This window comes from Nitrospirillum amazonense (assembly GCF_007828035.1).
Classification (GTDB): Bacteria; Pseudomonadota; Alphaproteobacteria; order Azospirillales; family Azospirillaceae; genus Nitrospirillum; species Nitrospirillum amazonense.
The window spans coordinates 86,702-111,623 of record NZ_VITV01000012.1 but is presented as its reverse complement, the minus strand read 5'-3'; the positions used below and the strand labels follow the sequence as shown (position 1 = coordinate 111,623).

The window sequence follows — 24,922 nt, the reverse complement described above, 5'->3', positions numbered from 1 at the left end:
GTCTGTTCCCTGATCCTGGTGGGGGGTAGGAGGTGCGAACCTATTGGGAAAATCGGGATTTCCGCGCGCGATGGCAAGCGGCGCATCCGAATTTCCGACCTGATAAACCGTTATAGGCGCCAGCGGTTCGCTCGTCCCGCCCCTTTCCCATGCCTCCGGCGCAAAGGCGGCAGGACAGAAACGGTGTGCCGGGCGCACCACCCGCTGCCCGGTTCTGTCGCGCCACTCGCGAACTTCGACCGTTTCGGCTGCCCCGCCCATGCCACCATCCAAGCAACGAGACCGGGATAAGGTGGAGGACATCATGGACCAGCGGCTGAACGGCGACATCGCCAATGCCTCGTCCCCGGGGGCCATCGCCCTGGAGGACCGGTGGTGCGCCCACACCTACAAGCCGCTGCCCGTGGTCATCACCCGTGCCCAGGGCGCTTGGGTGCACGACGACGCCGGCCGCCGCTACCTGGACATGATGAGCGCCTATTCCGCCGTCAACGTCGGCCACAGCCACCCCCGCATCTTGAAGGCCCTGACCGAGCAGGCGTCCAAGGTGGCGGTCGTCTCCCGCGCCTTCCACACCGACAGGCTGGGTCCCTTCCTGGAGCGCCTGTGCGCCCTGACCGGCCTGGATGGCGCCTGCCCCATGAACAGCGGGGCGGAGGCGGTGGAGACGGCGGTGAAGGCCGCCCGCCGCTGGGGCTACCGCCATCGCGGCATTTCCGCCAACCAGGCGGAGATCATCGTGGCCAGCGGCAATTTCCACGGCCGCACCACCACCATCATCAGCTTCTCCTCCGAAGAGGCCTATCGTGAGGGCTTCGGCCCCTACACACCCGGCTTCCGCGTCGTGCCCTTCGGTGACCTGGACGCCCTGGCGGCGGCCATCGGGCCCAACACGGCGGCCGTGCTGCTGGAGCCCATCCAGGGCGAGGCCGGCATCGTCCTGCCGCCGGCCGGCTATCTCAAGGGTGTGCGCGACGCCTGCGACCGGGCCGGCATCCTGATGATCCTGGATGAGATCCAGTCCGGCCTGGGCCGTACCGGCCGCTGGTTCGCCCACCAGCATGAAGGCATCAAGCCGGATGGCCTGTGCCTGGGCAAGGCGCTGGGCGGCGGCGTGCTGCCCGTCTCCGCCTTCGTCGCCCGCCGCGACGTCATCGACGTGTTCGATCCCGGCAGCCACGGCTCCACCTTCGGCGGCAACCCGCTGGCCGCCGCCGTGGGTCTGGAGGCCCTGGCGGTGATCGAGGAGGAAGGCCTGGTCCAGCGCAGCGCGGAGCTGGGCGCCCATCTGATGGACCGCCTGCGCGGGCTGAACAGCCCGCTCATCCGCGACATCCGCGGCATCGGCCTGTGGGTGGGCCTGGAGATCGACCCCGCCCGCGCCACCGCCCGCCAGGTGGTGGAGGACTGGATGCGCCGCGGCGTCCTGTCCAAGGAAACCCACGACACGGTGGTGCGCCTGGCGCCGCCGCTGATGATCGCGCCGGAGGATCTGGACTGGGCGGTGGACCGCCTGGCCGAGACCCTGGCGGCGCTGGCCTGACGCCCATTTTGGCCTGACATCAACCGACAACAACATCCCGGGGAATCCCAATCCATGCCCGATACCCGCCTGACCGCCGCCGCTTCCGCCGTGGCCGACGCCCTTCCCGGCGGCCGCATCCTGATGTGCGCCCCGGAGCATTTCGAGGTCAGCTACGCCATCAATCCGTGGATGCGGCCCGATCGCTGGCAGCAGGAGGGGGCCTTGCTGGGCGCCCGCTCATCCAGCGGCTGGGAGCGGCTGGTGGCGACCCTGCGCGGCCTGGGTGTGGAGCTGGAGTTCGCGGTGCCCCATGCCGGCCTGCCCGATATGGTGTTCACCGCCAACGCCGCCGTGGTGCTGGACGGCAAGGCGCTGGTCGCCACCTTCCGCCATCCCCAGCGCCAGGGCGAGACGCCGGTGTTCCGCCGCACCTTCGACGCGCTGAAGGACCGGGGCCTGCTGACCGAGGTGCACGACATGCCGGAGGGCGTGGTGCTGGAGGGGGCGGGCGACTGCGTGTGGGATCCCGTGCGACGGACCTTCTGGCTGGGCTATGGCCAACGTTCCGACAAGGCGGCCGCGCCCGTGGTGCGCGACCTGTTCGGCATGGAGGTTGAGGCGCTGGAGCTGGTCGACCCGCGCTTCTATCACATGGACACCTGCCTCTGCCCCCTGACGGGGGGGGAGGTGCTGTACTTCCCCGGCGCCTTCTCCGCCGAGGGCAACGCTCGCATCCTGGAGCGCTTCGGCGCCGAAAACCTGATCGTGGCGCCGGAGCCCGACGCCTGCACCCTGGCGGTAAACGCCGTGAACCTGGGCCGCGACATCGTGCTGGCCACCGCCAGCCCCGCCCTGCGCGGCATGCTGACGGAGCGCGGCTACCGCGTGCATGAGACCCCGGTCAGCGACTTCGGCCTGTCCGGCGGGTCGGCCTTCTGCCTGATCCTGAAGTTGGATCGCACCTCCAAGTAAAGCCTTTGGGCAAGTAAAGCCTTGGGGGGTGGAGGCGAGGGCGCTTAAGCTGGCGTCCTCGCTTTGGCCTTTCCGGACCCCGCCTTGAAGCCGCGCAAGCTCGACGCCATCGACATCAAGATCCTGACGGAACTGCAGGCCGATGGCCGCGTCACCAACCAGGCCCTGTCGGAACGGGTGGGCCTGTCCGCCCGCCCCTGCCTGGAACGGGTGCGCCGGCTGGAGCGCGAGGGCGTCATCGTGCGCTACCAGGCCCAGGTGGACGTGCGCCGCATCCAGTCCTGCGTCTTCGTCCTGGCCCAAATCTCCCTGGAAAAACAGGGCCGTGCCCGCACCAGCACCTTCGAGCGCCGCCTGCGCGAGGTGCCCGAGGTCATCGAGTGCTTCGAGGTCAGCGGCCCCTACGACTATATCGCCAAGCTGGTCTGCCGCGATCTGGAGACCTACCAGGAACTGACCGACAGCTGGATCGACGATGCCGAGATGGGCGTCGCCCGCGTCGTCAGCAACGTGGTGCTGCGCCCCATCCGGGATTTCGGGACGTACCCGGTGTTCGAGGAGGAGGCTTGAGCGGTCTTGACCGGCGGGGCGTTGAGGTTCACATGATTACAACGTAATCACCTGTAATCGTCACGGCTTGAGGGTGTGGACATGGCCACCCAAAACTTCTCCATCCGGACCGAACCCGCCACCCTGGCGGAGCTGGACAAGCTGGCCGAGGCGCAGAACCGGTCGCGCAATTTCGTGGTCAACGAGGCCATCGAGCGTTATCTCGCCGAAGAGCGTCGGTGGGCTACCCAAGTGCAAGCGGGACTGGCGGCGGCGGCGGCTGGCGACTTCGTCACGGATGCCGAGATGGATGCCTTGTTTGAAAAATTCGAGGCGGCAGCTGATCGATGAAGGTGCGGTGGACCAGGCCGGCGACACGAAACTTGGTGGATATCCACGATTACCTGAGCCAGTTCAATTCAGCGGCCGCGCTCAAGCTGGTCAAGTCGCTCCGCGCGCAGGCGCAAGGGTTGGGTTCTCATCCTCAAAAAGGGCGCCCCGGCCGCATCAACGGTACGCGCGAGTTGGTCATTTCAGGCACGGATTTCATCATCGCTTACCAAATAGCGGAAACCTGCGTGGATATTCTGGCGGTTCGTCATACCGCTCGTGAATGGCCGGCCCGGTTGAATCGATAGCGGTCCCGCGTCGTTGCGAACCTCCCGCCCCTACGAAAACGCTTCCCCTTTCGCATCCTCATACGCTCAACTGCCGGCACCGGCGGTCCCAGGCAGGGGGCCGTTTACGGCGCGCCATATGGACCCATGAGGAAAACACCATGGAATATCGGCAACTTGGACGGTCGGGCCTGAAGGTTCCCGTCCTCAGCTTCGGCACCGGCACCTTCGGTGGGGCGGGGGAGTTCTTCAATCGCTGGGGCAGCACCGACGTGGCCGAGGCCACGCGGCTGGTGGATTTGTGCCTGGAGGCGGGCGTCAATTTCTTCGATACCGCCGACGTCTATTCCCGGGGCGCGTCGGAGGAGATCCTGGGCCAAGCTGTCAAAGGTCGGCGGGACAAGGTGCTCATTTCCACCAAGGCCACCTTCACCATGGGCGATGGCCCCAACGACGTCGGCTCGTCACGCTATCACCTGATCCGGGCGTGTGAGGCCAGCCTGAAGCGGCTGGGCACCGACCATATCGACCTCTATTTCATGCACGGCTTCGACGCCATCACCCCGGTGGATGAGACCCTGCGCGCCCTGGACGACCTGATAACCGCCGGCAAGATCGGCTACATCGGCGCCTCCAACTTCTCCGGCTGGCATTTGATGAAGGCGCTGGCGACGTCGGAGAAGTACGGCCTGGCCCGCTATGTCGCCTACCAGGGCTACTACTCCCTGGTGGGGCGTGAATACGAGTGGGAACTGATGCCCCTGGGCCTGGACCAGGGCGTGGGCCTGATGGTGTGGAGCCCCCTGGGCTGGGGCCGCCTGACCGGCAAGATCCGGCGCGGCCAGCCGGCGCAGGCCGGCCGCATCGCCAGCGGTGGCGCCGCCGGCGGGCCCAAGGTGGACGATGAATACCTCTACACGGTGGTCGATGCCCTGGACGCGGTGGCGGCGGAGACGGGCAAGACCATTCCCCAGGTGGCGTTGAACTGGCTGTTGGCCCGGCCCGGCGTGGCCAATCTGGTCATCGGCGCCCGCAATGAGGAACAGTTGAAGCAGAACCTGGGCGCTGTCGGCTGGTCGCTGACGCCGGACCAGGTGGCGCGCCTGGAACAGGCCAGCCAGAAGGACCCCATCTATCCCTACTGGCACCAGAAGGACTTCAACCACCGCAATCCCAAGCCTACCACCTGGTGAGGCGCGGTCCCGGGAAGGGGCGCTCTGGCGGTCGCCCCTTCTTCACCAGCCCATGGCCAGCGCACCGGCGGCCAGCGCCAGGGCGCTGACGCCACCCACCACCAAGCCCAGGCGGGCACCCCCGACCCATGCCGCCATGACCGCCTTGGTCACGGTGTTGACGGCGGTGACGATCAGCACGCCCTCCATGGCCACCTGGAGGGTCAGGCCATGCCCGCCCAGATGGGCCATGGATAGGGTGACGGCGTCCACGTCGGCCACGCCCGACAGCGCGGCCATGACCAGCACCCCCGGGGTGCCCATCGACTGCGCCAACAACTGGCTAGCCAGCGCCACCGCCGCGATGAAGGCGGCCATCTTCAGGGCCATGCCCACCTCCAGCGGGTTGGCGATGTTCAGCTTGGGCACATGGTAGTGCCGGTTGCGCACGATCAGGGCGGCGGCGCCGACCACCTGGACGAGCCCGGCGCTGGCCAAGGGGGGCGCCAACGGCCTCAGCAGGTCGGGGTTCAGGACCATCGCCAGCACGCCCACCCGCGCCATCATCACGGCCCCGGCCAGCAACACCCCGGCGCCCAGCAACCGTGATGAGGTGGGATGCATCCGCCCCAGCCGCGCCAGCGTCAGCGTGGTGGCGGTGGAGGAGGCGAGGCCGCCGGCCAGCGCCGCCATCAACACCCCCAACCGATCGCCCAGGCCACGGACCGCGACATAGCCGCCGAAGGAGATGGCGGCGACCATGACCGCCAGCAGCCAGATGGAATGGGGGTTCAGCGCACCCCACGGGTCCACCGGCCGGTTGGGCAATACAGGCAACAGCAGGAAGGACATGGCCAGCAGCGTGAGGATGGCCCGAACCTCGTCCCCGCTTAGCGCCGCCACCCAGCGGTGCAAGGGGTCGCGCAAGGCAAGCAGGCCGGTCACGGCCACGCCGGCGGCGATGGCGACGCGCACGTCGGCCAGGATGGCCAGCGCCCCCAGCAGGAAGGTCACCAATCCCGCCACGACTGAGGTGATGCTGAGATCGCGCTCCGGGTTGGGATCGGTGTCGGCCTTGGCTTCCAGCCAGTGGAAGGCGGTGAACGCGGCGGCATAGCCCAGGAACACCAGGCCCAGGATGTAGGGTTGCTGCGCCAAGGTCAGCGCGCCGGCGATGCCCCCCAGCAGGCCGGACAAGGCGAAGGTGCGCAGCCCCACCGCCCGTTGGTATTCCTGGCCGCTACGGCTGTGCCATCCCCGTTCCAGCCCCACCAGCAGCCCGATCGCCAGGGAAACCGCCAGGCGGCTGAGCAGGGTGGTGGGGTCGTCCATGAAGGCGGTCCTGGAAAGGGTATGACCCGCCCAGTCGGCCCCAACCGTTCACCCGGCGCATTGATCCACCGCAAGGGGCACCGGCGCCGGCGCGGGCTTGGGACGCAGGGTCTGGGCGAAATGCGCCACCGTGTCGGCGTAGGTGCCGCTTTTCATCTCGGCGGCGGTGATGGTCACGCGCGCCTTGGGCGGCTTTCCCACCCAGGCCTGCAGCGCGTCCAGCGACTGTTGGCCCGCCGATCCGCCGTGGGTCAGCAGCAGGGCGGTTTCCGGCAGGTCCGCCCGCTCGCGCCGCACATAGGCGCGCAGGGGCGGGCAGGGGTGCCAGGCCCAGATGGGGCCCGCCAGCACCACCAGATCATAGTTGCGGGCGGCGTGGGTCGCCGGGGCGATCGGGGGCAGCCGGCCGCGCCAGCTATCCGCCGCCGCCCGCCACCAACCCCTGAAGCTGATGCCGTAGCGCTCGCAGCGGATTTCCTCGATGTCGGCCCGCAGGTGCCGGGCCAACTCCGCCACCACGGTGCGGGTTGTTCCAGTCAGCGAGTAAAAGGCGATCAGCACGGCCATGGTCCCCTCCATTTCCGGTCGCCCTCACCGGGCGGTCGCACACGCTGGGGAAGAATGGCCAAAGGGGACGGCGCGTGCATTGACGCACCGCAAGCGCGGCACGCTCACACCCGGTGGTAGGGATGTCCCGCCAGGATTTGCTGGGCGCGATAGAGCTGTTCGGCCAGCATGCCGCGCACCATCATGTGCGGCCAGGTCATGGGGCCGAAGGCGATGAGCAGGCTGGCGCGGCGGCGCACCTCTTCGGCCAGGCCATCGGCGCCGCCGATGACGAAGGCGAGGTCGGCCACGCCGGCGTCGCGCCAGGTGCCGACCTGGCGGGCGAAGGCCTCGCTGGGCAGGGCCTTGCCGCGTTCGTCCAGGGCCACCAGGGTGGCGCTCGGGGGAATGGCCTCCAGCAGCAGCTGGGCCTCCAGCCGCTTCAGCTCATCGCCCTCCACCCGCTTGCGGCACTCGACCTCGCGCAGGGTGAAGGGCCAGGTGATGCGGCCCTTGTACTCTTCGAACAGGTCGCGGGCGGGGCCCGGCCGGCTGCGGCCGACGGCGATCAGCCAAACGCGCATGGGCCCGGTCCCGCCGACGTTCTTACTTAAACAGACAAAAAGTCGCCGGCGGGCGCGCCGAATCCGGCGAAGTCGGGCGGCAGTTCCACGCCCCACATCTTTTCCAGGTTGTAGAAGGCGCGGACCTCGGGACGGAACAGGTGGACCAGCACGTCGCCGGCGTCGATCAGCACCCAGTCGCACTGGGGCGTGCCTTCGGCGTCGAGACCGACCAGGCCGACTTCCTTCAGCTTGGACAGCAGGTGGCCGGCCATGGCATCCACCTGCCGGGCGGAACGGCCCGAGGTGATGACGATGTAGTCGGCCAGGGTGGACTTGCCCTTGAGGTCGAGCACCACGGTGCCTTCGGCCTTGTCATCCTCCACACTGGCGACGATCAGGTCGCGCAGCTGCTCGGGGAAGTCGGGGGCCGCCATGTCCGGAAGCGGCTGGGGCGCCGTCCGCCCAGCGGTCGGCGTCGGGAAATGGGCGATGGTGGAAATGATCGTTACCTCTAAGCAAAAAAGGGCGCTGAGGATCCGGCATGGCCGGCCCGCACCCTGATGATAGTCCGATGATGTCCGTGGGCAAGCCGCACGGGGCGCGCTTGCCTACGGGATTAGTCCTAGCAGTCCGCTTTTCCCGTCACCGGCCGGCCCACCACCCCTTCCGCCGGATTTCGGTGGCGGAGGCGGGATGCAGCGGCCCGTCCAGGAAGGTCCAGGCCGGTGCCGATCGTGCCGGCAGCCCGCCCGCGTCCCGTGGAGGAACCCGATTGCGGAGATAACGCCGCGCGGCCTTGCCGACAAGCGCCTTTAGGGAATAGGGGCGGCGCGGAAACACGGCAACCGGCATGCGGCCCAGGATGCGCGTCCATCCCCGCCAGCGCGGAATCTGCAGCAGGTTGTCGGCGCCCATGATCCAGACGAAGCGGGTGCGGGGATAGCGGCGGCGCAGGGCCTCCAGCGTGTCCACGGTGTAGCGGGTGCCCAGCTGTGTCTCCAGATCCGTCACCAGGATGCGGGGATCGCGGGCGGCGGCGCGGGCGGCATCCAGCCGGGCGTCCAGCGTGGCCATGCCGTGCGTCTGCTTCAGCGGGTTCTGCGGGCTGACCAGCCACCACACCTGGTCCAGGTTCAGGCGGCGCAGCATCCATTGGCTGACGTGGCGGTGGCCGGCGTGGGCGGGGTTGAAGGACCCGCCCAGGATGCCGATGCGCCGGCCGGCCCAACTGGCCCCGGTCAGCGGCCGCGGGCGAATCCAATAGCGGCCGTGGTGGGAGGTTGACATGGGGGAGACGCCGGCCGGTCGCTTACGGGCGCGTCTGGCCGTCGCCGCGCACGACGTATTTGTAGCTGGTCAGCTGTTCGGCACCCACCGGGCCGCGGGCGTGCAGCTTGCCGGTGGAAATGCCGATCTCGGCGCCGAAGCCGAACTCCCCGCCATCGGCGAACTGGGTGGAGGCGTTCCACAGCACGATGCCGCTGTCGACACGGGCCAGGAAATACTCTGCCGTGGCGGCATCCTCGGTCACGATACTGTCGGTATGGTGGCTGCCGTGGCGCTCGACGTGGGCGATGGCCTCATCCACGCCGTCCACCACCTTCACCGACAGGATCGCGTCCAGATATTCCGTATCCCAGTCGGCGTCGTCGGCCGGCAGCACGCGGGCGTCCAGCGCCTGCACGGTGGCGTCGCCCCGCACCTCGCAGCCGGCACCGACCAGATCCTCGATCAGGGCGGGCAGCTGGGTGGCCGCCACGTCGCGGTGAACCAGCAGCGTCTCCATGGCGCCGCAAATGCCGGTGCGGCGCATCTTGGCGTTGAGGGCGATGGCGCGGCCCTTGGCCGGATCGGCCGCCCGGTCCAGGTAGACGTGGCAGATGCCGTCCAGGTGCTTGATGACCGGCACGCGCGATTCCGCCGCCACCCGCGCCGTCAGGGACTTGCCGCCACGGGGGATGATGACATCGACGAAATCGGTCATGGTCAGCAGGATGCCCACGGCGGCGCGGTCGGTGGTGGGCACCAGCTGCACGGCGTCGGCGGGCAGGCCGCCTTCCACCAGGCCCCGGCGCATGGCCGCGACGATGGTGGATGATGAGTGCAGGCTTTCCGAGCCGCCGCGCAGGATGGCGGCGTTGCCGGACTTCACGCACAGGCCGCCGGCATCGGCGGTCACGTTGGGCCGGCTTTCATAGATGATGCCGATGACGCCCAGCGGCACCCGCACCCGCTGGATGCGCAGGCCGTTGGGCCGGGTCCAGTCGGCCATGACGGCGCCCAGGGGGTCGGGCAGGTCGGCCACCTCCTCCAAGCCCCTGGCCATAGCCTCCAGCCGGCCCTCGTCCAGGCGCAGGCGGTCCAGCAGGGCGGGGGTCAGCCCCTTGGCCTGGCCGGCCGCCATGTCGCGGGCGTTGGCGTCCAGGATGGTGGCGGCGTCGGCGCGCAGGGCGGCCGCGGCGGCGCGCAGGCCCGCGACGCGCTGCTCCGGTGTGGTCACGGCAAGGTCGGCGCTGGCGGCGCGCGCCCGCTGTCCGATATCCTGCATCAATGCCGTGAGGTCGACCGTCTGCCCGTCCATGATTCGCACGCCCTGATCCGTTACGCCGTCACGCCCCAGCCCTAGCTTTTAGCGGGGAACACCCGGGCGTGACGGAAGTCCACAGTACACCAGCTGCCCACCTCCAGCGCCAGATCGCTCAGCCGGTCGCGGGACAGCTGTGCTTCCAGCGCGCGGCCGGCCAGGTCCAGCTCCAGCCGGGCCACGGGGCCGGCGGCGTGCAGGCTGCTGACCCGGGCACTCCATTTGCCCTCCGGCACGCCCTCGGCCGGGGCCACGCCCAGCTCCACCTGGTGGGGGCGTACATAGATGACGGCCGGGCCGTCCGCGCCGACGGCGCCATCCACCCGCACAGCCTTGCCGTCCAGGCGCGCCACGCCCGCCTCGATGACGCCGTTCAGGCGATTCACGCCGCCCAGGAAGTCGAAGACGAAGCTGTCGGCGGGGTGGTCGTACACCTCCGCCGGGGTGCCCACCTGGATGATCTGGCCGTGGTTCATGACCACCACGCGGTCCGCCAGTTCCAACGCCTCTTCCTGGTCGTGGGTCACGAAGATGGAGGTGATGTGCATGTCGTCGTGCAGATGGCGCAGCCACTTGCGCAGATCCTTGCGCACCTTGGCGTCCAGGGCGCCAAAGGGCTCGTCCAACAGCAGCACCTTGGGCTCGATGGCCAGCGCCCGGGCCAGGGCCACGCGCTGGCGCTGGCCGCCGGACAGCTGGCTGGGGTAGCGGGTGGCCAGGTGCGACAGCTGCACCATGGTCAGCAGCTGGTCCACGCGGCGGCGGATGTCCATCTCCGCCGGCCGCTCCGCCTTCTTCTTGACGCGCAGGCCGAAGGCCACGTTGTCGAAGACGGTCATGTGCCGGAACAGGGCGTAGTGCTGGAAGACGAAGCCCACCTTGCGGTCCCGCGCCGCGCGGTCGCGGGTGTCCTGCCCGTCGAAGCTGACCTCGCCGGCGTCGGCATGGTCCAGGCCGGCGATGATGCGCAGCAGGGTGGTCTTGCCGGAACCGCTGGGCCCCAGCAGGGCCAAGAGCTCGCCCGAGCGCACGTCCAGGCTGACGCCGCCCAAGGCGGTGAAGGCGCCGAAGGTCTTTTCCACGTTGCGGATTTCAATGGCCATGCGCGCCGCCCGTTTGCTTGATCGTCATCGTCGCTGCTACTCTCACCGGTCTGGTCTCACCGTTTGGCGGCGGCGATCTGGTCGGCGAAGCGCCATTCCAGGGCCGCCTTGGCCGCCAGGGTCACCAGCGCCAGCAGCGCCAGCAGCGAGGCCACCGCGAAGGCGGCCACGAAGTTGTATTCGTTGTACAGAATCTCGACATGCAAGGGCATGGTGTTGGTCTTGCCCCGGATGTGGCCGGAAACGACGGACACCGCCCCGAATTCGCCCATGGCGCGGGCGTTGCAAAGCAGCACGCCGTACAGCAGACCCCAGCGGATGTTGGGCAGGGTCACCAGGCGGAAGGTCTGCCAGCCGCTGGCGCCCAGCACGATCGCGGCCTCCTCATCCTCCACGCCCTGTTCCTGCATCAGCGGGATCAGCTCGCGCGCCACGAAGGGGAAGGTGACGAAGACGGTGGCCATGACCACGCCCGGCACCGCGAAGATGATCTGCACCCCGTGGTCGCGCAGCCAGGGGCCGAAGCTGCCATGCAGGCCGAACAGCAGCACATAGACCAGGCCGGAAATGACGGGCGAGACGGAGAAGGGGAGGTCGATCAGGGCCAGCAGCAGGCTCTTGCCCCGGAAATTGAATTTGGCGATGGCCCAGCTGGCGGCCACGCCGAACACCAGGTTCAGCGGCACGGCGATGGCGGCCACCGTCAGGGTCAGCCGGATGGCCGACAGGGCGTCGGGATCGGTCAGGCTCTTGAGGAAGGCGCCGACACCCTTGGCCAGGGCCTGGCTGAACACCGCCACCAGCGGCAGGGCCAGGAAGGCCGCCAGGAACAGGATGGCCAGGCCGATAAGCGCCAGGCGCGTGAGCGGGCCCTCGCCCACGGCGGGGCGGCGGGAATGTGGATCAGCGGGCATGACGCGACCGGGTCCAGCGCTGCAGGAAATTGATGCCCAGCAGCATGAGGAAGGAAACCCCCATCATGGCCGTGGCGATGACGGTGGCGCCGGCATAATCGTATTGCTCCAGCCGGGCGACGATCAGCAGGGGCACGATCTCCGACACCGCCGGGATGTTGCCGGCGATGAAGATGACGGAGCCATACTCCCCCACGCCGCGGGCGAAGGCCAGCGCCACGCCGGTGATCAGCGCCGGCAGGATGGCGGGCAACAGCACCTTGGTGAAGGTCTGCCAGCGCGTGGCGCCCAGCGAGGCGGCGGCTTCCTCCACCTCGGCGTCCAGATCCTGCAGCACCGGTTCCACCGTGCGCACGATGAAGGGCATGCCCACGAACACCAGGGCGATGACGATACCCAGCGGGGTGAAGGCGATCTTGAACCCGGCCGCCTTGGCCAGGGCCCCGATCCAGCCGTTCGGGGCATAGATGGCCGTCAGCGCGATGCCGGCGACGGAGGTGGGCAGGGCGAAGGGCAGGTCGACCATGGCGTCGATGAGGCGTCGGCCGGGAAAGCGGTACCGCACCAGCACCCACGCCACCACCAGGCCGAACACGGCGTTGATCAGGGCGGCCGCCAGCGCGCAGCCGAAGCTGATATAGAAGGCGTGCAGCACCCGGGGGGCCAGGGTAATGGCCCAGAACCGGTCCCAACCCACGTCCGCCGCCCGCAGGGCCATGTGGCCCAGGGGGATCAGGACGATCAGGCAGAGATAGGCCAGGGTGAAGCCGAAGGCGGTGCCAAAGCCGGGCAGGATGGTCGGGGCCAGGAAGGCCCACCCCCGCCTGGCAGGCTTGGTCGCCGTGGTCGACGCGGCGGCCGTCACGAGGCTACCCCGCCCGAAAGGGATAAGTCGACGTGAGACGAACCCGGTCGGGTCATGAGCGGCCTTTCCCCAAATTCGAGACGCGAGATTAATGCATAAGCCCCGGAGCGTGTACAACCTTCACGCCGTGCGGGGCAGGCACGTCTTTCACAACGGTGCCATGCATCTCCCAATAAATCACCATCACAAAAGTGTGAAATTTGACCCTATCGGGTAAGCCGAGGGTGGCGATGAGAATCCGGCGCGGTAGCGGTCACATGACGTGTGACAGCGTTGTCCGGGATGGGGTAAAAGTCGTCCTGGGAGGAAGGGCATGACAAAAACCAAGGCTGGCACCGTTTCCAGGCCGTTTTATCGGCCGGATCGATCACGCCGGCGCGCCCTGGCCTTGCCGTACAGCCGATACCGGATCTTGCCGTGGGATGAGCGTTCGCGGCGGGCTCCGTGGGGATGAGGCGCTACCAAGGAACGGAGTGTTGAAAGCATGATGAATCGTCGCACCCTTTTGCAGGGCGCCGCCGCCCTGGCCGGTGTGGGCGCCCTGGGGGGGACGGCCGCGACCTGGCGGTCCGCGCTGGCCGCCACGAAGGCGGGCCAAGTCGTGTTCCCGAAGGACTTCCTGTGGGGCGCGGCTACCGCCGCCTATCAGGTCGAGGGCGGCTGGAACGCCGACGGCAAGGGGCCGTCCATCTGGGACACGTTTACCCACCAGAAGGGCCTGGGCCGCATCAAGAACGACGACACCGGCGACGTGGCCTGCGACAGCTATCACAAGTACAAGGAAGACGCGGCCCTCATCCGGCAGATGAACCTGAAGAGCTATCGCTATTCCATCGCCTGGTCGCGGGTGCAGCCGCTGGGCAAGGGGGCGGTCAACCAGGCCGGCCTGGACTATTACAAGCGCCTGACCGACGCCGTGCTGGAGGCGGGGGCCCGCCCCCTGGTCACGCTGTACCACTGGGACCTGCCGCAAGCCCTGGACGATGAAGGCGGTTGGACCAACCGCGACACGTCAGACCGTCTGGCGGAATACGCCGACATCGTCGGCCGCGCCTTGGGCGACCGCATCAACCATTGGGCCATCCTGAACGAGCCCAAAACCTTTACCCACCTCGGCTATTGGGAGGGCATGTTCGCCCCGGGCCACAAGGACCCGCTGCAGATGCTGAAGGCCACCCACGTGGTGAACCTCAGCCAGGGCAAGGCCTTCCGCGCCATGAAGGCCATCAATCCCAAGTTCCAGGTGGGCAGCGTCTGCGACGTGGCCAACATGGTGCCGCGCACCGACAGCGAGGCCGACAAGGCCGCGGCCGAACGCTACCACCGCTTCCTGAATCTGTGGTTCCTGCAGCCGGTGCTGGAGGGCACCTACCCCGACGTGCTGCCGGCCGACCAGCGCGATGCCTTGCTGGGCTTCCAGCCGGGCGATGAGAAGATCATGCGCGCCGACTACGACATGGTGGGCTTGAATTACTACACCCGCTGGGTGGTGGCGGATAAACCCGAGGGCAACGGCGTCCCCGGCCTGAACACGTCGCACGAATGGGGTGAGGGCCCGCACGCCAAGACCGACATCGGCTGGGACATCGATCCCGATGGCTTCCACGACACGCTGGTGCGCATGGCCAAGGCCATCGGCAACCGCCCCATCGAGATCACGGAAAGTGGGGCCGCCTACAACACGCCGCTGGTCGACGGCCATGTGAAGGATGAAAAGCGCATCGCGTACATGAAGGCTTATTTCGCGGCCCTGTCCCGCGCCATCCAGGACGGTGCGCCGGTGCGCGCCTATCACGCCTGGAGCCTGATGGACAATTTCGAATGGGCCCAGGGCTATACCCAGCGCTTCGGCCTGACCTACGTCGATTACAAGAACGGCCAGAAGCGGACCATCAAGGACAGCGGCCTCTGGTACGCCAAGGTCGCCAAGAACAACGGCTTCTGATTGCCGTGGACGGGGCTCCGCGCCCCGTCCGCCCTTGTGCGCGATTTGGAGATGATTCTAAATAAATGATCCCAGAGTTAATCAATAAAATTGAGTATTAACCGGATGTAAATGCGCCCATTTGACTACAGATGTATTAAATATCGAATTGTTCTCCGGTATTAATCTTATCTTAAGTGAGCAAGGACAGAAAATTCCCCAGCGTTGACATTTCGTGTCGCACTTGTGATCCGAGGGGGATTTCATGTCTTTATCGAACATTCGTATTGTCCATAAGATATTGATAATCGTTGGCTTGTTGTCCGCCATCTTGATTTATGTCGGTTACACCGGGTACCACAGCGCCGTTACCCTGGGCATGGCAGGGCAGGACATCGACGATGCGGATGGCCAGGCCCTGCGGGCCTCTCGCATGAACAATACCCTGTTGGCTCTCAACCGCTCTCAATACCGGATGGGCCTCGACGCGTCGCAGGAATCGATGGCGACGGTGGAAAAGTCGGTGGCTGAAAGCCGTGCCCTTTTCGAACGCAGCCTGGATGACCTGCGGTCCAGCGCTGATCCCCAGGAACAGGAAATGCTGCGCGGGGTCGCCGACGGTTATGCCGCCTTTATGACCAGCCTGGAAACGACGATGCAGAAGGCGCGCGCCCTGGGCGGGGTGGCGCCGACGGCGGACCAGATGGCCCTCATCACCTCGGTCAAGGAAGGCCGGACCCTGGTCGATCAGCTGCAGCAGCGGATCCGGGCGCTGGCGGATCATTATGATAAGGCGGGTACGGACATGGCGCACCGGGGCCAGGTCATGGCGGACGGCGCCAAGCGTACCATGCTGATCGGCACGGCCGCCGGCACCCTTTTGGGCGTCGCCCTGGGCCTGTTCATCGGTCATGTCGGCGTGGCCCGCCCCATCGCCGCCACCGTGGAGTGCCTGCAGCGCCTGGCGGCCGGTGATGTTGGCTTCACCGTCTTCGGCATCGGCCGCAAGGATGAACTGGGGGCGGTTGCGGAGACCATGCAGGTGTTCAGGACCAACATCTTGCGCACGCGGGAAATGGAGGCCGCGGCCAAGGAACAGGAGCAGCGCGTCGCCGCGGAAAAGAAGAAGGCCATGGACGAGTTGGCCGACCTGTTCGATGCCAAGGTGGCCGGGGTGGTCCAGGCGGTTTCTTCCGCCGCCGAGCAGCTGTCGTCCACCGCCAGCGCCATGTCGTCCATCGCCGAGGAGACCAACCGCCAGGCCACCACCGTGGCGGCGGCGGCGGACCAGACCACAGCCAATGTCCAGACGGTGTCCGCGGCCGCCGACCAGCTTTCCTCCTCCATCGGCGAGATCAGCCAGCGGGTGGGGCTCTCCAGCGAGGTATCCAGCAGCGCCGTGGAGCGGGCGCGGCTGGCCAACGACATGGTGCGCGGCCTGGCCTCCAACGCCGAACGCATCGGCCGGGTCATCGAACTGATCAGCAATATCGCCAGCCAGACCAACCTGCTGGCCCTCAACGCCACCATCGAGGCGGCGCGGGCGGGTGACGCCGGCCGGGGCTTCGCGGTCGTGGCGGGCGAGGTCAAGACCTTGGCGACCCAGACCGCCAAGGCCACTGACGAAATCGTCGCCCAAATCGCGGAGGTCCAGGCCTCCACCCGGCAGGCGGTGGGCGCGATCGAGGGCATCGGCGCGGTGATCGACGAGTTGAGCCAGATCTCCAGCGCCATCGCCTCGGCGGTGGAGGAGCAGAGCGCCGCGACGCAAGAGATCGCCCGCAACGTCGACCAGGCGGCCCACGGCACCCAGGACGTGTCGCGCAGCATCGCCGGTGTCACCGTGGCGTCCGCCGAGGCGGGACAGGCCGCGTCCCTGGTGTTGGCGGCGGCCAGCGGCCTGGGCCGCAGCTCCGACATCCTGCGCACGGAGGTGGGCAGCTTCATCAGCCGCGTGCGCGCCGCCTAAAGGGCATGCCCCCAGGGACGTGATCTTGAGGGCGTAACGACGCCGAAAGGGGCGGGGCCGGCGGTGATGCCGCTGGCCCCGCCCTTTTGCCGTCAGAACACATGCAGCTGGGGCAGGGCGTAGAGACGGGTGGGGGTGCCATCCTCCGCCGTGGCGCTGAGCTGCAGGGTGGGATTGCGCCGGTCCAGCTTGCGGCCGAATTCCAGAATGGGCCGTCCCTTGTCGTCGGCTTCCAGCGCTTCCCCTGCATCGAGGGCGGCATGGACCTGGCAGTGGGCGTCCGGTTCGCAACTGAAATCCAGTTCGTCGATGCTGGGGACGAAGAAGCCCATGACCGGCCCCACGAATTCCTCGATCGCCTGATCCAACACCTTGGCGCCTTGGCGCAATTCGCTGTAGGCGATGGGCTGCTTCCCGTCGGACAGCACCTCCAGCATCACCGTGGCGCGCAGCGACCCCTTGGCCTGATTGCTGACCAGCTTGGCGTCGGCGGCTTCCCAGTCGGCGCGGTAGGGAATGTAGAAATAGCCGTCGGGCGTGGATTCGATGGCCTCCTCCTTGCCGTTGTAGACGGCCCATAGCTGGATAGGCAGCGGGCCGGACTTGTCCTTGTCCAGTTGCACCTTGAAGATCATGCGCAGGTGCCGGCCGCTGGCGCCCTCCATGCGGTCCAGCACCTTCAGGGCCTCCGCCAGCTTGGCGTAAGAGGTCTTGCCGAACTGCTCCCGCGAGGTCACTACCATTTCCGGCACCGCTTCCGCCGGGGGTTCGGTATGTGCCGTCGCTGCTTGATCCACCGCTGGCTGCCCCGTCGTTTGGGCACCGGCTGCGCCGGCGCACCCCAAGGCCAGGGCGATCAGCACCGCCCGCCCATAAAGTATGGCTTTCAAGGATATCCCCATCCTGTCCATCACCGGCCCCCATCGGCCGCCCTCTTACTAAGGGTTGTGATTGGGGCGAGTATAGGGCCGGTTGGCGGTCAATTTTAGTGGTCGCGCTGACTTGCCGCTGCGGGCCGCCGCGCGATTTCCTTGTCAGGCGGGGACACACGGGCGCTATATCAGATTGAATATAGCGGCGCGTCAGGGAAGGGATCGGTCATGCTGTGGAGAACTGCGATCGGGGTGGTAGCGGTGATGATGGCGCTGGCGGCGCCGGCCTGGGCCCAGATGGGTGGCCCGGCCGACCCCTCCTGCAAAGGTGTCGCGGTGGAATGGCCAGCCGACCTCAAGGCTTGGGGACTGGCGGCGGTGCCGGTGACGGCCGCGACCGCCCCGGGCGTCGCCCCCGCCCTGACCCCCGGAACGCCGGCGCGAGTGACTCTGGTGACCAAGGAAGGCGTGACCCTGGCCGTCACCCCACCCAAGCCGGCGGGGGAGAAGACCTACGCCGGCACCGTGGCCTTCACCGTGCCCGCCGCAGGTCCCTACCGCATCGCCATCGATGGGGCAGCTTGGATCGACGTGGTGGCGGACGGCAAGTCGCTGGACAGCACCAGCCACAAGCACGGCCCCAACTGCTCCGGCATTCACAAGGTGGTGGATTTTGGTCTGGCCGCCGGCACCTATCGGTTGCAACTGTCCAACAGCCCGGCGGCCGCCGTCACCGTGCTGGTGGTGCCGCCGCAAAGCTGAGCTCCGCGCCTTTCCGACGCGGCCCCTGTGCCAGGGCCGGTGGCGATGCTATATTCGGGGACATGACCAGCATCTCCGCCCCCAACCCCTACGCCACCGTGGCCGCCGGCCTGCAGTCCAGCAGCGCGCGCGTGGACCGGGACGCCACGGCCATCACGGCGTCCAAGGGCGGGGACATCAATCCCACCGACGTGGTCAGCCTCAGCAGCGACGCCCTGACCTTCAAGGCCCTGACCAAGGTCGCCCAGACGGTGGACGACAACAGCAAGCGCCTGCTGGACATTTTCGCCTGAGGCGGCTTATACGCGTGGCATTTGATCGTGACCGCTCAAATGCCCTCAAACGCCGGCTGGGCATCCGCCCCTTGGCTTCCTCGCTGCGCCCTACGGTACTCGCTCCGGCGCCCGCAGTCGCGGGCTACACCGGTACGAGTCAACATCTCGTGCCGCTATAGTATTATTCGGAAATCAGGGGTGACGTCGGCGCTTCGTGCGGCCAGGGTGCCTTTGCTCAGGCCTTGGGCGCCTTGTCGGCGGCAGGGGGCTTGGCCGGCTTGGGCGGTTGCGTGACCAGGGCGACGCGGCTCTGGAACTTCTCAGGCTCACCCTCGGTCATCAGGCTGAAATCGCCCACGACCGCGTCCAGGAAGGGGACCAGCCAGGTCTGCTCGGCCTTGGCGAAGTTGGACAGCACCCAGCCGTGCACCAGGTTCTTGTCCCCCGGATGGCCGATGCCCAGGCGCACGCGCCAGTAATCCTTGCCGATATGGTCGTCGATGGAGCGCAGGCCGTTGTGCCCGCCGTGGCCGCCGCCCTTCTTGGCGCGCAGCTTGCCCGGGGGCAGGTCCAGTTCGTCATGCAGGACGATGACTTGGTCGGGCGTCATCTTGTAGAACCGCATCGCCTCCCCGACCGATTGGCCGGACAGGTTCATGAAAGTCTGCGGTTTCAGAAGGTAGATCTTTTCGGGGCCGATCTGCCCCTCGGTGATCAGCCCCTGGAAGCGCTTCTTCCAGGGGCCGAACCGATGGCGTTGGGCGATCTCGTCCACCGCCATGAAGCCGACGTTGTGCCGGTGGTGCGCATATTCCGGGCCAGGGTTGCCCAGACCGACCACCAGCCGCATCGTCTATCAGGCCTCGGCAGCCGCCGCCGCGTTCTCTTCGGACTTCAGGCCCGAGGGAGCGGCGATGGTGGCGACGGTGAAGTCGCGGTCGGTGACGACCAGGCGGGCGCCTTCCGGCAGCTTCACGGCGCTGATGTGGATCGAGGCACCCACGTCGAAGCCTTCCAGGGACACGGTCAGGTGTTCCGGAATGTCGTTGGCGCGGACGTGCATCTCCACCTCGTGGCGGACGATGTTCAGCACGCCGCCACGCTTCAGGCCGGGGCTGGCGTCATGGCCGGTGAACTCCACCGGAACCTTCACCACGATTTCGGTGGTGTCGCTGACGCGCAGGAAGTCGACGTGCAGGGGACGGTCGGTCACCGGGTCGAACTGGACGTCGCGCGGCAGGGTGCGGGTGGTCACGCCGTCGACGGTCACGTCGTACAGGTGCGTGAAAAAGCCCGGCTTGTGCAGCACGCGGGTGAAGGTGACCGCCTCCAGGGAGATCGTCACCGGCTTTTCCTTGTTGCCGTAAATCACGGCAGGGATGCGGCCATCGCGGCGGGTCTGACGGGCGGTCCCCTTGCCTGCCCCGTTCCGCGCCTCGGCGGCGAGCGCGATAATCTGGGTCATTGGTACTCTCCTTAAGAAAATGCGCCAGCCTCCAGGGGTGCTGACGCGGTCGGAATGCGCGGGTGTATGCGCGCGACGGCCCGGAGTCAAGCCATAGAGTCACGAAGGCGGCCATGAGGCCGCCTTCGAGGCACTTGGCATTGGTCGAGGGAAGGTTCAGTCGAACAGGCCGGCGCGGCTGACCGTAGGTTCAGTCGAACAGGGAAGACACCGACTTCTCGTTGCTGATGCGCTCGATGGCCTCGGCGATCAGGGGGGCGACGGTCAGGTGGCGCACGTTGCGCGAGACGCGGACGGCCTCGGTCGCCTGGATGCTGTCGGTGGTGATCAGTGCCTCCAGCGGGGACTGGGCCACGCGGGCGACGGCGCCGCCCGACAGCACGCCATGGGTGACGTAGGCGCGCACCGACTTGGCGCCCCGCTCCTTCAGGGCAACCGCGGCGTTGCACAGGGTGCCGGCGCTGTCCACGATGTCGTCGACCAGGATGCAGTCGCGGCCGCTGACGTCACCGATGACGTTCATCACCTCCGACACGCCGGCGCGCTCACGCCGCTTGTCGATGATGGCCAGGTCGGCGTCCAGCCGCTTGGCGATGGCGCGGGCGCGCACCACGCCGCCCACGTCCGGCGACACGATCATCAGGTTGTCACGGCCCATGGTGGCCTCGATGTCCTGCACGAACACCGGGGCGGCCACCAGGTTGTCGGTGGGGATATCGAAGAAGCCCTGAATCTGGCCGGCGTGCAAATCCATGGTCAGCACGCGGTTGGCACCGGCGGTGGTGATTAGGTTGGCGACCAGCTTGGCCGAGATGGGGGTGCGGGGACCCGTCTTGCGGTCCTGGCGGGCATAGCCGTAATAGGGCAGCACAGCCGTGATGCGCCGGGCCGAGCCGCGACGCAGGGCGTCGATGGTGACCAGCAATTCCATCAGGTTGTCGTTGGCGGGATAAGAGGTGGACTGGATGACGAACACGTCCTCGCCGCGGACGTTCTCCAGAATTTCCACGAAGACTTCCATGTCGCTGAAGCGCCGGATGCTGGCCTTCGTCAGCGGAACCTTCAGGCAGACCGAAATGGCCTCGGCAAGCGGGCGATTGCTGTTGCCGGCGATGAGCTTCATGGGGTCGCTCTTAATAATAGGAAGTGGGCGACGCCGGGGCGTCTTCATACCTTCATAAAGGCGCGCGGACCATATCAAGCAAGGCCTAGGCTGTAAACCGCCGCCCCCCGCTGTCTGGGCACGGGGGGCATGCGCTGATAATAGGTGGCCGGACCCCCGCCGGGGACGGTCTCAAGGGAAAGATTCCAGGGCTATGACGCTGATATGGCGGCCATAATCAACCTCGCACCGCAGGGTGGACCGCCGGTAGCTGAAGAACAGATCCTCCCGCTCAACCGTATCATGACCAGTATGCGCCACGCTGGCCAAGCCGCATCCGGACAGCCGGTGCCCGACGTAGGCCCCGATGTCGAACAGGGGGTGGTCCGCCCGCTGGCCGGCATGGAAGAAGCGGGCGTTGCCGGCGTCGTCCTCCAGGAAACGGGCCTCGAACTCAGGCCCCACTTCATAAGAGGCGGCGCCGATATGCGGGCCGACGCCGGCGACGATGCGGGCGGGATCGGCGCCCAGATCCGCCATGGCCCGCACCGTGGCCTCCAGCACGCCGGTGAAGGCGCCCTTCCAGCCGGCATGGGCGGCGCCGATCACCCCGGCGGTCGAATCAGCAAACAGAACGGGCACGCAATCCGCCGTCAGGATGCCCAGGGCGATGCCCCGCCGGCGGGTGACCATGGCATCGGCCTGGGGCGCGTCATCCCGTGCCCAGGGGTGCTCTACCGTCACCACCGTGGGGCTGTGCATCTGGTAGACGGTGACCAGGCTGTCCGCCGGCAGGCCCAGGTCGGCGGCGCACCGCGCCCGATTTTCCGCCACCGCGGCCGCTGCGTCGTTGGAGCCGAAGCCAACATTGCGCCCGGCATAGAGCCCAGTGGAGACACCGCCACGCCGGGTGAAATAGCCATGGCGCACGCCGGGCAGGTCCAGGGCGTCCAAGGTCAGGTAGGGGCGGTCTTCAGGGATCGGGGCGGCGGGGGGTGACGGTGTCATGGATCAGCCTTCGCTGGGTTCGAAGCCGGCGGGCGGCGGCGCGCCCGGGCTGGTCAGGGCCAGGGCCTTGAACAGGCGGCCCATCTGGTCGGGGGCGGTCAGGCGGTCCAGCGCCAGGTCGATGACACGGGCCTGCGGGGGCATGGCGCCCCGTTTCAAGGTGGCGGCGCGCTGCTGGATGCCCAGACGGTGCAGCAAGACTCCCTGTCCGACGATGCCATGGGACTGGGCGCCGACCGCCACCGCCGTTGCGGCCAGGGTGCGGAAATCCACATGGGCGGTCAGATCGGCTTGGCCAGGGGCGTCCAGCACGGGGGCGTAGGCGTGGCTGCGCACCGCCTGCAGCGTGTCGCCCAGGGGCGGCGCGTCATAGCCATAGTCCACCACCAGCGCGGCGCCCGGGTAGGTGGCCAGGCGGCGCCCGATCTCCCCCGCCACGGTCAGCGCGGCGGGGCACAGCTCCACCACCGCGCCCAGGGGCGCGTCCCGAAGCTCAGGCGGCACCAGCAGTTCGGCGCCGCCGCTGGCGTCCAGCGTCCAGGCGAAACGGCTTTCCGGTTCAAGCCAGGTGACGCAGCGCTCGGCCCAGCCGCGCGCCGTCCTCTGCATCTGGCGGATGGGCAGGGCGTCGAAGAATTCGTTGGCCAGCAGCAGCATCGGCCCGTCGGGCACCGCCTCCAGGCTGTCGGCCCAGGCGATGGGTTGGGGCGGCTGTGCGGCGGTGGGCAGGGCTGCCAGCGTCGCACGCTGCCGTGCGCGCAAGGACGGGCTGGTCTCCACCATGTGGACGCGCAGGGCCTGGGTCAGGCCGGGAACCCGGGCCATGGCGCGCAGCGCGTCGGCCATCAGCGTGCCGCGCCCGGGGCCCAGCTCCACCAGATGCAGAGGCGTGGGGGAGCCCAGGGTCAGCCACGCTTGCGCGCACCACAGGCCCAGCAGTTCCCCGAACATCTGGCTGATCTCAGGCGCGGTGGTGAAGTCGCCAGCGGCGCCCAGCGGGTCGCGGGTGGTGTAATAGCCCAGCGTGGGATGGCCCAGCGCCTCGGCCATGAAGGTGGACAGGCGTAGGGGGCCTTCGCCGCCGATGCGGCGAATCAGGTGTTCAGCCAGGGTCGCCGGCGCCGCGGTGGCCGGGGTCGCGCCGGACATCAGGCCGCTGCCGGCACGCGCCGGCGGGCCAGGGCGACCAGGATCACGCCGATCAGCAGCATGGGCACCGACAGGATCTGGCCCATGGTGACGCCGCCGCCCAGCAGGAAGCCGACCTGCACGTCGGGCTCGCGGAAGAATTCGGCGGTGATGCGGCACAGGGCGTAGCCGATGAGGAACGCGCCGGTCAGCGTGCCGGTGCGGTCCCGGACCGACGGGATGCGTGACAGCAGGAACAGCGCGGTGAACAGCACGATGCCCTCCAGCCCCGCCTCATACAGCTGGCTGGGGTGGCGGGGCAGGTCGTCGGCATGGGGGAAGATCATGCCCCAGGGCACGTCGGTGGGACGGCCCCACAGTTCCCCGTTCACGAAATTGGCCAGGCGACCCAGGAATAGGCCGATGGGGGCGGCCACGGCGGCCAGGTCCCCCAGGAACAGCGGGTTGAAGCCGCGCCGCCGTGCAAACAGCAGCACGGCCAGGGCCACGCCCGTCATGCCACCGTGGAAGGACATGCCGCCGTTCCAGACCTTCAGCATGTCCAGCGGATGTTGCAGGTAGAAATCCAGATTATAGAACAGGATGAAGCCGAGGCGCCCGCCGGCCAGCACGCCGACCACGGCCCAGACCAGGAAGTCATCCAGCTCCGCCGGGGTGGGGCGGCCGTTCACGCGCCGGGCCATGCCCAGCGCCAGGCGGTAGCCCAGCGTCACCCCCACGATGTAGGCCAGCGCGTACCAGCGCAGGGCGAAGGGGCCGATCTCGACGATCGTCGGGCTGATGTTGGGAAAGGCGAGGGCCATGATGCTGCGGATATCCCCGTGGACGTCTTCTTCCGGCCTGTCATGCGGTGGGTGCCGGGCACATCGGCGCGCCCTTGTCCCGGCGGGCGTCCGCCCCCACATGGCCGACCGTATGAAAGAAATGGACTCGGCTGTCCGGCTTTATAGGGGCCCCAGGCCCCGGTCGCAACCAGCGGCCGGAATCCGGGCCCTGCGGCATGCCCCGTAACGCTCCCCCGGGGCGCTCCCGAGGGCGCTTCGAAGGTGCTGTTGCACGTGCGAACGTGGGGCGCGATAATGGCGGCTTGATGGCCGTTCGCTTTCCGGGTCCCGCCGCAACGGTACCGGGGCGTCGGCGGTACTGCTTTGAGGATCGAGGCGATGCAGGTGGACAACAAGGTGCTGGACGATTTGGCCCGTGTGGCCGGGGGCGCCGTCGGCGCCGTGGCCGGGCTGAAGAACGAGGTCGAGGGCCATGTGCGCCAGCGTTTGGAACGCGTTCTCAGCGGCCTGGACATGGTCCGCCGGGACGAGTTCGAGGCCGTGAAGGAAATGGCGGCCCGCGCCCGCGCGCAGGAGGATGAGATCAACCGGCTGATGGTCCTGCAGCAGGCGCTGCTGGATCGCGTCGCCCATCTTGAGTCGGTTGTGGCCAAGGCCGCGGCCGAGGCGGATAAGCCGGCCTGAGCGTGCACCTCCCTGGCCGAAAGGGGTGCCTTGGGCCGAAACCCAAGGGATCCCGGGCTTCCGGCCCTGCTCACAAGGGGTGGGCACCGAACGGGCCCGGCGGCCGGGTAGAAGACGGTTGCGAGGGCGGTTGTCCTCTGGCACCGTACCCCTGGTAGCTCCCACGCCCGGCAGCACCAGAT

General features: G+C 67.9%; 27 protein-coding genes. 11 read left to right on the top strand and 16 right to left on the bottom strand.

Annotated elements, in window-relative coordinates; translation table 11 throughout:
* The first annotated feature begins 304 nt into the window (after positions 1-304).
* The 6 genes from rocD to FBZ87_RS25020 all read left to right on the top strand — a co-directional run bounded on the left by rocD (position 305) and on the right by FBZ87_RS25020 (position 4,856).
* A complete protein-coding gene (gene rocD / locus FBZ87_RS25045; RefSeq protein WP_145613317.1) occupies positions 305-1,543 on the top strand; it encodes an ornithine--oxo-acid transaminase in 1,239 nt (412 codons plus the stop codon).
* Positions 1,544-1,597: 54 nt separating this feature from the next.
* Complete coding sequence (locus FBZ87_RS25040) at positions 1,598-2,497, top strand: dimethylarginine dimethylaminohydrolase family protein (RefSeq protein WP_145613316.1); 900 nt, start codon at positions 1,598-1,600, stop codon at positions 2,495-2,497.
* An 84-nt stretch (positions 2,498-2,581) separates the two neighbouring features.
* Entirely contained in the window at positions 2,582-3,067 is a 486-nt protein-coding gene (locus FBZ87_RS25035; protein WP_145613315.1) for an Lrp/AsnC family transcriptional regulator, read from the top strand.
* 81 nt (positions 3,068-3,148) lie between these two features.
* Positions 3,149-3,397: a CopG family ribbon-helix-helix protein gene (locus FBZ87_RS25030; RefSeq protein WP_145613314.1), complete on the top strand. Its 249-nt coding sequence runs from the start codon at positions 3,149-3,151 to the stop codon at positions 3,395-3,397.
* On the top strand, positions 3,394-3,684 hold the full coding sequence (locus FBZ87_RS25025; RefSeq protein WP_145613313.1) for a type II toxin-antitoxin system RelE/ParE family toxin: 291 nt from the start codon (positions 3,394-3,396) through the stop codon (positions 3,682-3,684). The genes FBZ87_RS25030 and FBZ87_RS25025 overlap by 4 nt, the downstream gene beginning before the upstream one ends.
* A 140-nt stretch (positions 3,685-3,824) precedes the next feature.
* The gene (locus FBZ87_RS25020) at positions 3,825-4,856 is read left to right on the top strand and encodes an aldo/keto reductase (protein ID WP_145613312.1); all 1,032 of its coding nucleotides are present in this window, start codon (positions 3,825-3,827) and stop codon (positions 4,854-4,856) included.
* A gap of 42 nt (positions 4,857-4,898) precedes the next feature.
* Here the strand turns inward: FBZ87_RS25020 and FBZ87_RS25015 are convergent, their stop codons facing one another.
* The 9 genes from FBZ87_RS25015 to cysT form a co-directional block, all read right to left on the bottom strand.
* Positions 4,899-6,167, bottom strand: a complete 1,269-nt coding sequence (locus FBZ87_RS25015; protein ID WP_145613311.1) for an MgtC/SapB family protein — start codon at positions 6,165-6,167, stop codon at positions 4,899-4,901.
* A 48-nt stretch (positions 6,168-6,215) separates the two neighbouring features.
* The gene (locus FBZ87_RS25010) at positions 6,216-6,734 is read right to left on the bottom strand and encodes a flavodoxin family protein (protein ID WP_145613310.1); all 519 of its coding nucleotides are present in this window, start codon (positions 6,732-6,734) and stop codon (positions 6,216-6,218) included.
* Between the two features lie 104 nt (positions 6,735-6,838).
* Complete coding sequence (gene rlmH, locus FBZ87_RS25005; RefSeq protein ID WP_145613309.1) at positions 6,839-7,297, bottom strand: 23S rRNA (pseudouridine(1915)-N(3))-methyltransferase RlmH; 459 nt, start codon at positions 7,295-7,297, stop codon at positions 6,839-6,841.
* A gap of 26 nt (positions 7,298-7,323) precedes the next feature.
* Positions 7,324-7,713, bottom strand: coding sequence for a ribosome silencing factor (gene rsfS, locus FBZ87_RS25000; protein WP_145613308.1), 390 nt, complete (start codon positions 7,711-7,713; stop codon positions 7,324-7,326).
* Positions 7,714-7,921: 208 nt separating this feature from the next.
* Positions 7,922-8,566 carry a nicotinate-nucleotide adenylyltransferase gene (locus tag FBZ87_RS24995; RefSeq protein WP_145613307.1) on the bottom strand — a complete coding sequence of 215 codons (645 nt, stop codon included), beginning with the start codon at positions 8,564-8,566 and terminating at the stop codon, positions 7,922-7,924.
* A 22-nt stretch (positions 8,567-8,588) separates the two neighbouring features.
* Complete coding sequence (locus FBZ87_RS24990) at positions 8,589-9,860, bottom strand: glutamate-5-semialdehyde dehydrogenase (RefSeq protein WP_145613306.1); 1,272 nt, start codon at positions 9,858-9,860, stop codon at positions 8,589-8,591.
* Between the two features lie 41 nt (positions 9,861-9,901).
* The gene (locus tag FBZ87_RS24985) at positions 9,902-10,966 is read right to left on the bottom strand and encodes a sulfate/molybdate ABC transporter ATP-binding protein (protein ID WP_088870871.1); all 1,065 of its coding nucleotides are present in this window, start codon (positions 10,964-10,966) and stop codon (positions 9,902-9,904) included.
* 56 nt (positions 10,967-11,022) lie between these two features.
* Complete coding sequence (gene cysW / locus FBZ87_RS24980) at positions 11,023-11,880, bottom strand: sulfate ABC transporter permease subunit CysW (RefSeq protein WP_145613305.1); 858 nt, start codon at positions 11,878-11,880, stop codon at positions 11,023-11,025.
* Positions 11,870-12,745 carry a sulfate ABC transporter permease subunit CysT gene (gene cysT / locus FBZ87_RS24975; protein ID WP_145613304.1) on the bottom strand — a complete coding sequence of 292 codons (876 nt, stop codon included), beginning with the start codon at positions 12,743-12,745 and terminating at the stop codon, positions 11,870-11,872. Before cysT ends, cysW begins: the two co-directional genes overlap by 11 nt.
* A 484-nt stretch (positions 12,746-13,229) precedes the next feature.
* Between cysT and FBZ87_RS24970 the strand changes: the two genes are divergently transcribed.
* Entirely contained in the window at positions 13,230-14,690 is a 1,461-nt protein-coding gene (locus FBZ87_RS24970) for a GH1 family beta-glucosidase (protein WP_246134587.1), read from the top strand.
* Between the two features lie 244 nt (positions 14,691-14,934).
* Positions 14,935-16,638, top strand: a complete 1,704-nt coding sequence (locus FBZ87_RS24965; RefSeq protein WP_145613303.1) for a methyl-accepting chemotaxis protein — start codon at positions 14,935-14,937, stop codon at positions 16,636-16,638.
* A gap of 92 nt (positions 16,639-16,730) precedes the next feature.
* On the opposite strand, the gene FBZ87_RS24960 is transcribed toward FBZ87_RS24965, so the two are convergent.
* Positions 16,731-17,528, bottom strand: a complete 798-nt coding sequence (locus FBZ87_RS24960; RefSeq protein WP_145613302.1) for a DUF2987 domain-containing protein — start codon at positions 17,526-17,528, stop codon at positions 16,731-16,733.
* A 210-nt stretch (positions 17,529-17,738) separates the two neighbouring features.
* Between FBZ87_RS24960 and FBZ87_RS24955 the strand changes: the two genes are divergently transcribed.
* Together FBZ87_RS24955 and FBZ87_RS24950 are read left to right on the top strand one after the other, a co-directional pair.
* Positions 17,739-18,272, top strand: coding sequence for a hypothetical protein (locus FBZ87_RS24955; protein ID WP_145613301.1), 534 nt, complete (start codon positions 17,739-17,741; stop codon positions 18,270-18,272).
* 62 nt (positions 18,273-18,334) lie between these two features.
* A complete protein-coding gene (locus FBZ87_RS24950; protein ID WP_145613300.1) occupies positions 18,335-18,565 on the top strand; it encodes a hypothetical protein in 231 nt (76 codons plus the stop codon).
* A 217-nt stretch (positions 18,566-18,782) separates the two neighbouring features.
* On the opposite strand, the gene pth is transcribed toward FBZ87_RS24950, so the two are convergent.
* The 6 genes from pth to lgt all read right to left on the bottom strand — a co-directional run bounded on the left by pth (position 18,783) and on the right by lgt (position 24,074).
* Positions 18,783-19,397 (bottom strand): aminoacyl-tRNA hydrolase, encoded by a 615-nt coding sequence (gene pth / locus FBZ87_RS24945; RefSeq protein WP_145613299.1) that lies wholly within the window; start codon positions 19,395-19,397, stop codon positions 18,783-18,785.
* Between the two features lie 6 nt (positions 19,398-19,403).
* Positions 19,404-20,012, bottom strand: coding sequence for a 50S ribosomal protein L25/general stress protein Ctc (locus tag FBZ87_RS24940; RefSeq protein WP_145613298.1), 609 nt, complete (start codon positions 20,010-20,012; stop codon positions 19,404-19,406).
* Between the two features lie 190 nt (positions 20,013-20,202).
* Positions 20,203-21,135, bottom strand: a complete 933-nt coding sequence (locus FBZ87_RS24935; RefSeq protein ID WP_145613297.1) for a ribose-phosphate pyrophosphokinase — start codon at positions 21,133-21,135, stop codon at positions 20,203-20,205.
* A gap of 171 nt (positions 21,136-21,306) precedes the next feature.
* Entirely contained in the window at positions 21,307-22,122 is an 816-nt protein-coding gene (gene pgeF / locus FBZ87_RS24930) for a peptidoglycan editing factor PgeF (protein WP_145613296.1), read from the bottom strand.
* 3 nt (positions 22,123-22,125) lie between these two features.
* Positions 22,126-23,271: a class I SAM-dependent methyltransferase gene (locus FBZ87_RS24925; RefSeq protein ID WP_145613295.1), complete on the bottom strand. Its 1,146-nt coding sequence runs from the start codon at positions 23,269-23,271 to the stop codon at positions 22,126-22,128.
* Positions 23,271-24,074, bottom strand: a complete 804-nt coding sequence (gene lgt / locus FBZ87_RS24920) for a prolipoprotein diacylglyceryl transferase (protein ID WP_145613294.1) — start codon at positions 24,072-24,074, stop codon at positions 23,271-23,273. Before lgt ends, FBZ87_RS24925 begins: the two co-directional genes overlap by 1 nt.
* 360 nt (positions 24,075-24,434) lie before the next feature.
* Between lgt and FBZ87_RS24915 the strand changes: the two genes are divergently transcribed.
* Positions 24,435-24,740, top strand: a complete 306-nt coding sequence (locus FBZ87_RS24915; RefSeq protein WP_145613293.1) for an accessory factor UbiK family protein — start codon at positions 24,435-24,437, stop codon at positions 24,738-24,740.
* Positions 24,741-24,922: the final 182 nt, after the last annotated feature.

What these genes read in the sequence shown, in the direction of transcription:
- FBZ87_RS25030 (WP_145613314.1), top strand. Translation starts at nt 3,149, where the DNA reads ATGGCCACCCAAAACTTCTCCATCCGGACCGAACCCGCCACCCTGGCG.
- FBZ87_RS25025 (WP_145613313.1), top strand. Translation starts at nt 3,394, where the DNA reads ATGAAGGTGCGGTGGACCAGGCCGGCGACACGAAACTTGGTGGATATC.
- pgeF (WP_145613296.1), bottom strand. Translation starts at nt 22,122, where the DNA reads ATGACACCGTCACCCCCCGCCGCCCCGATCCCTGAAGACCGCCCCTAC.
- lgt (WP_145613294.1), bottom strand. Translation starts at nt 24,074, where the DNA reads ATGGCCCTCGCCTTTCCCAACATCAGCCCGACGATCGTCGAGATCGGC.
- FBZ87_RS24925 (WP_145613295.1), bottom strand. Translation starts at nt 23,271, where the DNA reads ATGTCCGGCGCGACCCCGGCCACCGCGGCGCCGGCGACCCTGGCTGAA.
- rsfS (WP_145613308.1), bottom strand. Translation starts at nt 7,713, where the DNA reads ATGGCGGCCCCCGACTTCCCCGAGCAGCTGCGCGACCTGATCGTCGCC.
- FBZ87_RS24950 (WP_145613300.1), top strand. Translation starts at nt 18,335, where the DNA reads ATGACCAGCATCTCCGCCCCCAACCCCTACGCCACCGTGGCCGCCGGC.
- FBZ87_RS24915 (WP_145613293.1), top strand. Translation starts at nt 24,435, where the DNA reads ATGCAGGTGGACAACAAGGTGCTGGACGATTTGGCCCGTGTGGCCGGG.
- FBZ87_RS25040 (WP_145613316.1), top strand. Translation starts at nt 1,598, where the DNA reads ATGCCCGATACCCGCCTGACCGCCGCCGCTTCCGCCGTGGCCGACGCC.
- FBZ87_RS24965 (WP_145613303.1), top strand. Translation starts at nt 14,935, where the DNA reads ATGTCTTTATCGAACATTCGTATTGTCCATAAGATATTGATAATCGTT.
- FBZ87_RS24970 (WP_246134587.1), top strand. Translation starts at nt 13,230, where the DNA reads ATGATGAATCGTCGCACCCTTTTGCAGGGCGCCGCCGCCCTGGCCGGT.
- rlmH (WP_145613309.1), bottom strand. Translation starts at nt 7,297, where the DNA reads ATGCGCGTTTGGCTGATCGCCGTCGGCCGCAGCCGGCCGGGCCCCGCC.
- FBZ87_RS24940 (WP_145613298.1), bottom strand. Translation starts at nt 20,012, where the DNA reads ATGACCCAGATTATCGCGCTCGCCGCCGAGGCGCGGAACGGGGCAGGC.
- rocD (WP_145613317.1), top strand. Translation starts at nt 305, where the DNA reads ATGGACCAGCGGCTGAACGGCGACATCGCCAATGCCTCGTCCCCGGGG.
- FBZ87_RS24935 (WP_145613297.1), bottom strand. Translation starts at nt 21,135, where the DNA reads ATGAAGCTCATCGCCGGCAACAGCAATCGCCCGCTTGCCGAGGCCATT.
- cysW (WP_145613305.1), bottom strand. Translation starts at nt 11,880, where the DNA reads ATGCCCGCTGATCCACATTCCCGCCGCCCCGCCGTGGGCGAGGGCCCG.
- FBZ87_RS25020 (WP_145613312.1), top strand. Translation starts at nt 3,825, where the DNA reads ATGGAATATCGGCAACTTGGACGGTCGGGCCTGAAGGTTCCCGTCCTC.
- pth (WP_145613299.1), bottom strand. Translation starts at nt 19,397, where the DNA reads ATGCGGCTGGTGGTCGGTCTGGGCAACCCTGGCCCGGAATATGCGCAC.
- FBZ87_RS25010 (WP_145613310.1), bottom strand. Translation starts at nt 6,734, where the DNA reads ATGGCCGTGCTGATCGCCTTTTACTCGCTGACTGGAACAACCCGCACC.
- FBZ87_RS24990 (WP_145613306.1), bottom strand. Translation starts at nt 9,860, where the DNA reads ATGGACGGGCAGACGGTCGACCTCACGGCATTGATGCAGGATATCGGA.
- FBZ87_RS25015 (WP_145613311.1), bottom strand. Translation starts at nt 6,167, where the DNA reads ATGGACGACCCCACCACCCTGCTCAGCCGCCTGGCGGTTTCCCTGGCG.
- FBZ87_RS24985 (WP_088870871.1), bottom strand. Translation starts at nt 10,966, where the DNA reads ATGGCCATTGAAATCCGCAACGTGGAAAAGACCTTCGGCGCCTTCACC.
- FBZ87_RS24995 (WP_145613307.1), bottom strand. Translation starts at nt 8,566, where the DNA reads ATGTCAACCTCCCACCACGGCCGCTATTGGATTCGCCCGCGGCCGCTG.
- FBZ87_RS24955 (WP_145613301.1), top strand. Translation starts at nt 17,739, where the DNA reads ATGCTGTGGAGAACTGCGATCGGGGTGGTAGCGGTGATGATGGCGCTG.